The 10,957-nt window shown below is 31.0% G+C and carries 12 protein-coding genes and 3 riboswitches; of the genes, 2 read left to right on the top strand and 10 right to left on the bottom strand.

Annotated features, from left to right (window positions below; genetic code table 11):
• Positions 1–118: 118 nt before the first annotated feature.
• From N4A57_RS15645 to thiS, 9 genes are all read right to left on the bottom strand, one after another.
• On the bottom strand, positions 119–463 hold the full coding sequence (locus N4A57_RS15645; RefSeq protein ID WP_293658974.1) for a hypothetical protein: 345 nt from the start codon (positions 461–463) through the stop codon (positions 119–121).
• Positions 460–1,710 (bottom strand): DUF1576 domain-containing protein, encoded by a 1,251-nt coding sequence (locus tag N4A57_RS15640; protein WP_293658973.1) that lies wholly within the window; start codon positions 1,708–1,710, stop codon positions 460–462. Before N4A57_RS15640 ends, N4A57_RS15645 begins: the two co-directional genes overlap by 4 nt.
• A gap of 225 nt (positions 1,711–1,935) precedes the next feature.
• Positions 1,936–2,727, bottom strand: coding sequence for a prepilin peptidase (locus N4A57_RS15635; RefSeq protein ID WP_293658971.1), 792 nt, complete (start codon positions 2,725–2,727; stop codon positions 1,936–1,938).
• A gap of 98 nt (positions 2,728–2,825) precedes the next feature.
• A complete protein-coding gene (locus N4A57_RS15630; protein WP_293658970.1) occupies positions 2,826–3,074 on the bottom strand; it encodes a prepilin-type N-terminal cleavage/methylation domain-containing protein in 249 nt (82 codons plus the stop codon).
• A 113-nt stretch (positions 3,075–3,187) separates the two neighbouring features.
• Positions 3,188–3,790 (bottom strand): thiamine phosphate synthase, encoded by a 603-nt coding sequence (locus N4A57_RS15625; protein WP_293658969.1) that lies wholly within the window; start codon positions 3,788–3,790, stop codon positions 3,188–3,190.
• Positions 3,791–3,801: 11 nt separating this feature from the next.
• On the bottom strand, positions 3,802–4,905 hold the full coding sequence (gene thiH, locus N4A57_RS15620) for a 2-iminoacetate synthase ThiH (RefSeq protein WP_293658968.1): 1,104 nt from the start codon (positions 4,903–4,905) through the stop codon (positions 3,802–3,804).
• Positions 4,905–5,681, bottom strand: a complete 777-nt coding sequence (locus N4A57_RS15615; protein WP_293658967.1) for a thiazole synthase — start codon at positions 5,679–5,681, stop codon at positions 4,905–4,907. The genes thiH and N4A57_RS15615 overlap by 1 nt, the downstream gene beginning before the upstream one ends.
• A 12-nt stretch (positions 5,682–5,693) precedes the next feature.
• Positions 5,694–6,509, bottom strand: coding sequence for a sulfur carrier protein ThiS adenylyltransferase ThiF (gene thiF, locus N4A57_RS15610; RefSeq protein WP_334303732.1), 816 nt, complete (start codon positions 6,507–6,509; stop codon positions 5,694–5,696).
• Complete coding sequence (gene thiS / locus N4A57_RS15605; protein WP_293658965.1) at positions 6,502–6,693, bottom strand: sulfur carrier protein ThiS; 192 nt, start codon at positions 6,691–6,693, stop codon at positions 6,502–6,504. Before thiS ends, thiF begins: the two co-directional genes overlap by 8 nt.
• Before the next feature lie 128 nt (positions 6,694–6,821).
• Positions 6,822–6,930: riboswitch (TPP riboswitch) on the bottom strand.
• A 40-nt stretch (positions 6,931–6,970) separates the two neighbouring features.
• Positions 6,971–7,069: riboswitch (TPP riboswitch) on the bottom strand.
• 172 nt (positions 7,070–7,241) lie between these two features.
• On the opposite strand from thiS, the gene N4A57_RS15600 reads away from it, so the two are divergent.
• On the top strand, positions 7,242–8,198 hold the full coding sequence (locus tag N4A57_RS15600; RefSeq protein WP_293658964.1) for an ROK family protein: 957 nt from the start codon (positions 7,242–7,244) through the stop codon (positions 8,196–8,198).
• A gap of 58 nt (positions 8,199–8,256) precedes the next feature.
• Here the strand turns inward: N4A57_RS15600 and N4A57_RS15595 are convergent, their stop codons facing one another.
• Positions 8,257–9,378: an AI-2E family transporter gene (locus N4A57_RS15595; protein WP_293658963.1), complete on the bottom strand. Its 1,122-nt coding sequence runs from the start codon at positions 9,376–9,378 to the stop codon at positions 8,257–8,259.
• 104 nt (positions 9,379–9,482) lie between these two features.
• A riboswitch (cobalamin riboswitch) is annotated at positions 9,483–9,660 on the top strand.
• Positions 9,661–9,751: 91 nt separating this feature from the next.
• Here N4A57_RS15595 and cobT point away from each other — a divergent pair.
• Positions 9,752–10,807, top strand: coding sequence for a nicotinate-nucleotide--dimethylbenzimidazole phosphoribosyltransferase (gene cobT / locus N4A57_RS15590; protein ID WP_293658962.1), 1,056 nt, complete (start codon positions 9,752–9,754; stop codon positions 10,805–10,807).
• Positions 10,808–10,957: the final 150 nt, after the last annotated feature.

Below are 10,957 nucleotides of genomic sequence, written 5' to 3'. Positions count from 1 at the left end.
ATCCTTCCTAATTATAGATTTGGCATTCATAAACTTACTTTATGTGAGCCTACGAAGAAAAATATATTAAAAATGGGAATCACCAAAACATAAATGATTCCCCTTTAATTAAAATATATTATTTATTTCTATATAAAGTTATTTGAATTTTGTCATCCACAAAATTCACCTCAGCCTCATCTATCATCATACCTATCAAAGAAAGTTCCGTATCCACATCACAATCTCCCATCAGTTCCCAGTAATACTCTTCTACTTCTTCTTGTTTTGGATAGTTTAAGCATTTAATTAATTTATTAATTTTCTTATCCTGTTCATTTTTATAATCACTTTGAAAAAATATTTTATAATGATTTTCTAAATTTTGTACATTAATGCTAATATCTGTTCCTCCGATTGAAAAAAAATAATTAATTAATTCATCTACTATTTTAGAAATTCTTTTATTATTATGCTTCATCATACCTCTTCCTTCCTAAAAGCTTCAATCACTGGTACTAGGGTAGCAGCTACAATGCCTCCTGCAAAACCATTATTATATAAATTTAGACCTCCGTGCAAAACTCCCACATTTAATACTACAGAAGAATGTATAAAACCTGCTAATATACCATATTTCCAACCAAACTCACCTGCTATAGGTGCTAAAGTAGTTCCAAATAGGGCTGCTAATAATATTGAAGGGTCATTTATACTCCATATTTTCGTTAAACTTCCTAAATAGACACCTAAAAAGATTGGCAACATATTTTTGCCATGCTTTCCAAAGGCTCCAAACCCCACAAGAGTAAATATGCCACCTATAATAGGTCCATTTAAGTCTCCATCTACTATCAATATATAAATTACTCCTATTAACCCATTTATACCCATATTTATAAGTGTGGGCCCAAACCCTTCTAGCAGTATAAAATCAGTAACTGCTCTTCCCGGGTATGAATATATATTTCTTAAATTTTTAAAAGATTTATCGTTTAGATAAAATCCAATGAATATCATTAAAATAAACATTGTAAATAGGTATATACTTAAAATTACATTGTTCTCAGTAGTCCAAATCAACCTACTTTCAGGTAAAAAACCATAGGATTTAAATACGGAAACAAATATAGTTCCAATAATTCCTGCTACAAAACCTATATTGTATAAGTTAAATCCTTGATGGACTCTTATTAAATAGGCTGATAATGGTGGCAGAATAATACCTATACTTATACCTACTAAAATTGCCACTGGTACTCTAACCATTAATGGTTTGTCTATACCAAACATAATTTGAGTAACCATAGGAGATAAACATGTGCCAAAGAGGGCTATATAAATATATTTTGAGAATTTGTCCTTTTGAATTCTAGCATATATATAAACTCCCCCGATTATAAACCATACATTAAAAATATTTTTTCCAAACATGGAAAATCCAGCTACCAGAAATAAACAAGCAATTGAAACCCCATTAATATTTATTCTACATTTATACAACATAAAAAGTGCTAAGATCATTAATATCCCTGAATTTAAGAAAGTTGCACCCATTCCGCCTACACCAATATAATCTGTAATTAGTATGTCTGGCTCAATTAGGATTAAATACAAACCTTTAAAAATATTCTTAGGATTATCTACTAGAAAAGCAAATATAATTAGAGATAAAGCATAACATAAAACTATTAAATATTTTTTCTTATTTGTAATATTATCATTATCCATAATATTTTTCCCTTTTAATATTCTTTTTATAGTGACTCCCCCTCTCTTTGAAATTTTTTCAAAACATTTCGAAATATATTATTAAAATCATTATATCATAATTTCGTCATGTATTTTTCTATAAAATCTACAACCTAATCTCTTCCAAGATATAATATGATTTTCACATTATTTTATGAAAAAAAAATAAACAAAATACCAGTGGAAACACTGGTATTTTCTTATTTACATTGCAAATACAAATTCATACCATAGATCATACAAATCCCAGCCCCATACTAGGCTTACGAAGGTTCCTATTACTATAAAGGGTCCAAAGGGAATATGACTCTTAATAGATTTATATCCCCATACTATTAATAGTATACTTATTATGGCACCTACTAATATGGATAGGAATAATGTTACAGCTGTCATTTTAGCCCCTAAAAATAATCCTATTGGTATAAATATTTTCACATCTCCCATACCCATAACTTCTTGGCCCCTATAGATGGCCATACCTACTAAGGATATGATTAATAAACTTCCAGACCCTATTATAACCCCTAAAAATGGACTATACCAAGAATCAGTACCATATATGTACATGGGAAATTTTTTGTTATATAAAACTACTAATACACCTATCATGGTAGCTACAAATACCAATTGATCTGGTATAATCATATGATCATAGTCAATAAAGCCTATTACTATTAATATGCTCATTAAGATAATGTATATTGTAAAATCTATACCATATCCATATTTATTAAACAATAATAGAAATACTAGTCCTGTTAAAAGTTCTACTATTGTATATCTTAATCCTATTTTTGTTTTACAAAATCTACATTTTCTTCCTAGAAATAAGTAACTTAGGACTGGAATCAAATCAATTGCTCTTAATTTATTCATACATACAATGCAATGTGATCCTGGTACTACGATTGACTCATCTCTAGGTATTCTGTATATGCATACATTTAAAAAGGATCCTATTAAAAGTCCTAATACAAACACTTGTATCCCCATATTATGTCACACCCTTTTAAGAATACTATTTAATATATATAACATATCCCAATTGGATATATTATGTATATTAAATATATTTTTCTCATTACTTTAATCTACTTTTTAAACCTGAATACTACTGTTCTGTGATTTTTCTTAATGAACATATGACTTTCATCCTTTACCATAGTAAATTGACATTTCACCTTATTATAACCTCCCTTTTCACCCCTCCTTTCCCAATTTATTTTGTTCTGTGGGAAAAAAATCAAAAGAATAATCTTAAAAATTAGTAAGGCTATTAGTAACTCTATTAAAGTAAATCCGTTTTTTCTTCCCTTCATCTTATCACCTTTTTTGTCCATAATATACATATTTTATCATATTTTACTTTTTTTAGTAAGTATTCTCCGAAATATGTGTTTATACTATAAAGGGGCTACGCTTTTTTCCATAGCCCCGGAGACATATTTCTAATTCACATGTGGTCTTTAATTTTTTTTGCCGACATATATGGATCTTCAGCTGCCATAATATATGACATTACAGCCACTCCCTCCACTCCTGTTGACATGACTTCCTTCACATTTTCATGGTTAATTCCACCCAAAGCAATAAGAGGAATATTTGTATTTTCTTTTATTTCTTTTATAAAATCTATTCCTCTACCCTTTAATCCTTTTTTACAATCTGTTTCATACACATGACTAGCTAGTATATAACTAGCTCCTTTTTTTTCTGCCATTATAGCCTCTTCTAAACTATGGACAGAAACACCTAGTAGATTATTCCATATAGGTTTTTTACCTACTAAATCATGAAAACCTATATGATATCCATCTAAATTAATTTCCTTTCCTATTTTCAAATTTCTATTAATAATAAATAATACATCCTTATCCTTAATTTTTTCTTTTATTTCCTTAGCAATTACAATTAATTCCTCATAGGCCAAGTCCTTTTCCCTCAATATTATTCCATTAACACCCCCATCTATGGCCTCTTCTATTACATGACTTAGGGTAGGTCTTTTAATCATATGACGGTTAGTAATTAAAAAAAGCATCTTTTTATCTTTCATAAACATATTTATCATATACACATCCAATCCTTAAATACAGGTTGATATCCCTTTTGTAATATGCTTTTTCTCATTTCTTCTACACTTCGTAAATCTGCTATTTCAAATTGTGCTTCTCCCTTATTACTAACACTATGGCCTCCAACTTGTGTGCTTACTCCTGCCGACATTTTTGTAACACCTAGAGGTATTAAATTATCCCTAAGGGTTGCCTCTTCCCTTGTGGATATGGTAATTCCTACATAAGGTAAGAAAATCTTTAGGGCAAGAATATTCTGAACTATATTTTTGTCACTTACCTCATATACATTTTCAAATACTCCTACATGGGGGCGTATACGTGGAGGAGATACATTAATAGATACATGGGGATATTTATTTTGAAGGTAATTTGCATGGAGTCCCGTAATAAAACCTTCCCTTCTCCATTCATTAAGACCTAAAAGAGCTCCAATATTTACAGTTCTCATATTGGCCTTACAACCTCTCTCCGGTGCATCTAATCTGTATATATAATCTTTTTTAGGTCCTGAAATATGTACATTATCATATATATCCTCATCATATACTTCCTGATAAACAGTAAGACTATCTACTCCCGCTTCTACTACTTCCTTATACTCATCTTCATTCAAAGGATATATTTCAATACCTATGGAATCAAAGTATTTTTTCAAAATATTAACAACTTCTATAATATAAGATACAGGAGTGGCCTTTGGAGATTCCCCCGTTAATAAAAGTATATGTTTAAGACCCTTATCTGCTATGGCCTTTGCCTCTGCTTCTACCTCATCTAAAGATAGTTTTTTCCTTTTTATAAAGTTGTGTACGTTATATCCACAATAGACACATTCATTTATACATTTATTTGATATATACATGGGTGTAAATAATAATATAGTTTTACCAAAATGGGATAGTGACAGAGAATGGGCCTTCTTCGCCATCTCTTCTATGAATTTTTCACCTAGGGGAGATAACAGGGCTAAATAATCATAAATATTAATTTTATCTTTTTTTAAAATACTTATTATATGTTCCTCTGTAATCTTATTAAAAAATTCTTCATAATTAAATCCTTTAAATTTTAAATATTCATCATAAAATCCCATTATAATTCCCCTTTATGTAAAAACCCTGTAAGTGGTGAAGATGCTTGAGCACATTTATTTATAGAACCCATTTTTGAAAGATATGCTCCCCTTCCAGCCTCTACTCCTAATGAAAAGGCCCTTGCCATTTGAACAGGATCCTGTGATGTGGCTATGGCTGTATTTACTAAAACGGCTGCCGCTCCCATCTCCATAGCTTCAGCTGCCTGAGAAGGCTTTCCTATTCCTGCATCAACAATTATTGGTAAATCAATTTCGTCTATTAAAATCTGTATCATTTCCTTTGTTCTAATTCCCTTATTAGTGCCTATGGGAGCTCCTAGGGGCATAACTGCTGCTGCACCTACATCCACTAATCTTTTGGCAGTCATTAAATCTGGATTCATATAGGGAAGTACAATAAAACCTTCCTTAGCCAATATTTCTGTGGCCCTTATAGTTTCTTGATTATCCGGAAGTAAATATTTATTGTCTGATATAACCTCTATTTTTACCCAGTTGCCACAGCCCATGGCCCTTGCTAGTCTTGCAATTCTTACGGCTTCCTCTGCATTCCTTGCTCCAGATGTATTTGGCAATAATATAATATCCTTTGGAATATAATCAAGAAGATTTTCCTCTTTAGAACCAATGTCAACTCGTCTAACTGCCATGGTTACCACTTGTGTTTCACAACTTTCTATTACTCTAGGAATAATCTGTTTATTTGGAAACTTTCCCGTTCCTATGAGCAATCTACTCTTTAGTTTGTTCCCCTTAATATCTAATAAATCCATAAATATCCACTCCTAAATCTCATATTCTTCTAAAATTATTCTCAGCACCGTATTGGCCTGATGACTTGCTGCAATAGATACCCTTGGTGCCATAAGACCACAGCCTGGTTTTGCCTCTGATACTTCATCACCAACTAGATAAAATCTATCTCTTATCCTTTTTGTCCTTATAGTGTTATTTGAAAAATATCCAGCCATACCAGATGCAGCCACAATATATTTACTAGGTAGCTTAGATAAAACAGTGTTTACTAACTCTGCTTTACATGTGGGTTTATCAAAGGCCTCTACTACTATATCCACATCCTTAAAAGACTCTTTTATATTATTCTCATCTAAATATATATCCTTAGTTTCAATCTCTACAAAAGGGGTAATTTCACTTATTATTTCTTTTAATGCCTCTGTCTTTTTCATTCCTATATGTTTTAAAAAATAATGCTGCCTATTTAAATTACTAGGTTCTACTATATCATAATCAACTAATACTAATTTTCCTATTCCCATTCTAGCTAAAGCTACAGCCACATTAGATCCTAGGCCCCCTAGACCTGCAATTCCCACAAATGCCTTTTTTACCTTCTGGTGAACCCTTGGAGTATGCCTTGAGACGAGGAGTGACTCAAGTTCTTCCCTATCTGGAATTTCTCCTTTAGTTATAAATACAATCCTATCATCTTCTTTTAAAGGCACATCTTCCCTTATGATGAATCCATTTAAAACTACTACTTGTGCTTCCTTTTTAATTAAATCCCTAAGATTAAAACTTGTAGTCCCCTCCTTAACAGTCATCTCCACTTCATTTAAATATATTTTCAAATTAACCACCTCCCACAAAACTCACTATCTCCACCTTGTCAGCCTTGTTAAGTACATATTCTTCATACTTTTCTTTAGGTATTATTTGAAAATTCACTTCTACAACTACTTTTTCTTCTTCTAAATCTAATTTCTCTAATAATTGTGTAATTGTAACCCTTTCAAAATCCATCTCTGTACCATTAATAATCATCTTATCCCCCCTTTTATTCAGTATTTTCACAAGAAAAAAAGCCCATTGGATAAAATCCTCCATAGGCTTACATAAAATCCATATACTTAAACTATAATATTAAAAATATCTATAGTTATGTATATGTGAATACATTATAAACAAGTTCCTACGTTGGCATTATCCAAATCAGGTTATAAGGGTCAGAGATAACATCCCTTTCTCAGCCCATCCCTATGAGCTCCCCAAATCATATGAAATTAAAAAAAGCTTACACCTAGGCAAGCTTTTAATGAACATTATTCATTCCTTGCTTCCCTACGACAATATTAGTTGTATCAGGTTTTAAGAGTTAGAATTCCTTCTTCTCAGCCCTAAGGCACCCCTAGCAAACTTATTTAACTAATATCAGTATAATCTAACCCCCTTAATTTGTAAAGTTTAAAAATAATATTTTTCATTTTTTACAAAATATTAGGAAATAATTTTCTTGTCTATTTTCAAAAATTTATCGTATAATGTACCTAGTTAAGTTAACTCTAATAAAAAAACTGAGGTGAATAATAATTATGAAAGATTTTTTTTGTGGTATTGATTTAGGGGGCACAAAAGTTCATATTGGAATAGTTACTAGAGAAGGTAAAGTTATTCATAATATAAAAATTCCTACAGAAGTTAAAAAGGGTCCAGAAAATGCAATTAACAGAATTAAAGATACTATTCATATGATCCTTAATAAGCTGGATTTGTCTATAGAAGATTTAGGAGGAATAGGAATAGGTTCTCCTGGTCCACTTGATACTAAAGAAGGTGTTATTCTTAGGTCATCTAACCTTACTGGTTGGAAGAATGTTAGGATAGTAGATATGTTAAAAAAAGATTTTAAAAATATTCCCATAAAATTAGAAAATGATGCTAATGCAGCTACCATAGGAGAGTATCTATTTGGAACTGGTAAAAATCATAAGGATTTTGTATATATTACAATAAGTACAGGAGTAGGTGGGGGAGCCATAGTAAATGGGCACTTCCAATCAGGATCAAATTCTAATGCCTTTGAAATTGGACATACTATTTTAAACTTCAATGGACCTAAGTGTAATTGCGGAAACCATGGGTGCATTGAAGCCTATGCCTCTGGTACTGCCTTAGAAAGATTTGCTCAAGAAGCTATTGATTCTGGTGAAGAATCCTTAATAAAAGAATTGGCTAAAGAAGGTAAAATTAAAGGTGAACAGATTGTTGAGGCTGCTAATAAAAATGATCATCTCGCTCTAAAACTTATTGAAAATGAAGGATATTATTTAGGTCTAAGCCTTTATAACGTAATTGCTAATTATAATCCTGAAGTAATTGCTCTTGGTGGAGGATTATCTAATGCCCTTCCTATGTTTTATGATAAAATGATGGACACCATAAAAAGCATGTCCTTAAAGGCAAATATTAATGCTTGCCAAATAAAAAAAGCCGAGAGGTCAGATTGCGGACTTATAGGTGCTGCTGCTTTAAGCTTTTATGAATACTAAAAATAAAAATATATAAAACAAGGGATGGTAATAACTCTATTAACCATCCCATTTAAGTTTATTCTTTTAAGTTTTCTAACTCTAGTAATGTCATTTTCTTCTTTTTTAGTCTTGTGTTCACATGTTCTTCCACTATATTTTTAATTAAAACTACCATAGGAACTCCAAAGAACATTCCCATAACTCCTCCTATGGCTCCTGATAGGGTTATTGCCACTATTATCCAAAATGCACCTACCCCTATCTTATCTCCTAATATCTTAGGTCCTAATACGGCTCCATCAAATTGTTGAAGTAATGCTATTATTAGACCTACTAATAGGGTTATTTTAGGATTTGTAATTAAGGTTATTATTATGGCCACAACCCCTCCTATTACAGGGCCTACACATGGAAGTACGTTGGTAGTTCCCACAACTAATGATATTAATAGGGCATATGGACACTTTACTATTATTAATAGGACAAAACAAATTAGTCCAATTATTGCGGAATCAATTACTTTTCCCACTACAAAATTAGAAAATATATCATTTCCCTTATTAATTATACAAATTATGTAATCTGCCCTTTCATTCCTAACAAAGGCATACAACATACGCTTTGCCCTTGCAACTAATACTTTTTTATCTAATAATATATATATTGCCAATAGACAACTTATTATTTTCTTACAAATTCCAAAAATAGTTCCTTGAAAATTCCCAAAGGTATTTGGTACATATTTAATACTAGATATTCCCTTATTGATACTATTTCTTATGATTTTTATAGTGTTTTTGTCTAATTCCTTCATATGGTTAATACCAATTTTATTTATTATTTTATCTGTAATAGCTCCCCTCGTTAAATTATTTGAACTTGGCAATGTTTCTAGGAAATTCATTACACTCTTTACTACATTTTGTATTACTAAAGTACCTAATAATAAGACTATTAATCCTACAATAAACAAGGCTATAAACACACTAATATTTCTTTTCATATTAAATTTTCTTTGAAAAAAAACTACAAAGGGATCTAATATATATGCTAAAAAAAATCCATTAATAATGGGAAACATGACTCTATAATAGCTAATTCTAATACTTCTATTAATGCATAGACTTACTAATAAAATAATACCTGCTACTATAAGAGCTAAATTATTATAACTAAACCTAATAATTTTTTTGTTCATCTACTAATTCTCCTAGTTCTTTTTAAAATCCGTTTACCATTAATATTTTAAAATTATATTGTTGATAAATCTCTAAAAATATATTATCATAAATATGAGAAATTAATAAGCTTAAATTTTAAGGTGCCTAATTTTTTAGGAGAATAGGGAAGAAGGTTGAATTCCTTCACGGACCCACCACTGTAATGATGAGAAATATTAAATATGCCACTAATATTACTGGGAAGGCTTAATATTTCTATGATTCTTAGTCAGGAGACCTGCCTTAAAATTTTAGATGTGAATGAGGGCAAAGTTCATATTCCCACTGGGAATATGAACTTTTTTAATTGCCTAAAAACACAAATATAATCTTAAAGGGGAATTTTAAAAGATGAGAAAATTACAAGAAACTATTAATTCAATTACACCACTTAGTAAAAAACATATGGATTTAGCAAAAGAAAGACTAGACCTTCTTATTAAACCTTTAGATAGTTTAGGAAAATTAGAAACTATAGCCATCCAATTATCTGGAATTTATGAAAATAATTACTATGATACTTCTAATAAATTAATTTTAGGCTTCGGAGCTGATCATGGAGTTTATGAAGAAAATGTATCTCCTTGTAAGCAAGTTGTAACAAAACAACAATTTGCTAACTTTATAGGGGGAGGCAACGGAGTATCTACCCTATGTAAATTTACAAATTCCCATGTATGGGCCATAGATGTGGGTATAAATTGTGATGAAGAAATTAAGGGAGTTTTTAATGAAAAGATTAGAAAGTCTACTGATAATATGAGAACAGGACCTGCCATGACCCGTGATGAAGCCATAAAATCCTTAGAAATAGGAATCAAATATGCTACTTTAGCAAAGGAAAAGGGGTACAAGGTAATTGGTATAGGAGAAATGGGTATATGCAATACTACTCCATCTACAGCTATAATGAGTGTATTTTTTGATTTATTACCTGAAAATATTACAGGTATGGGTTGTGGCCTTGATAATGAGGGTATCATGAGAAAGATGAATGTTATAAAGGATTCTATTAAAGTTAATGATCCTGATAAAAATGATCCTATAGATATATTAGGAAAAGTGGGAGGATTTGAGATAGGTGCCATGGCCGGAGCCATATTAGGAGCTGCCAGCTTAAAAATTCCTGTTGTATTAGATGGTTTTATATCCTATGCAGCATTTATTATTGCCTATGGTTTTAATAACCTTTGTAAAGATTATGCCATTCCGTCCCATATGTCTGCAGAACCTGCATCAAAATTAGTTTTAGATAAGCTACTTTTATCTCCCCTTTTAAATTTAGACATGAAGTTAGGAGAAGGTTCTGGGGCAGCATTAGCCTTTAATATTATAGAAGCAGCTAACTTTACATACAAAAATATGATTACCTTTGATGAATCTAATATGGAAAATACTCATCCATAAATTAAGACTTAATTGTAGAGTAAAATGGTGGATTTGATTTATTCTCTTCCACCATCTCCTCATCAAACCGTACGTGAGGTTCTCCCTCATACGGCTTTCCGATGTTCTTCTTCCATCCGCATTACGAGTTTTGAACAATATATTTTAAGC

Source organism: Anaeromicrobium sp. (genome assembly GCF_025210435.1).
Classification (GTDB): Bacteria; Bacillota; Clostridia; order Peptostreptococcales; family Thermotaleaceae; genus Anaeromicrobium.
Note: the sequence above shows the minus strand (reverse complement) of the source record. Positions and strands in the feature narration are given on the sequence as shown.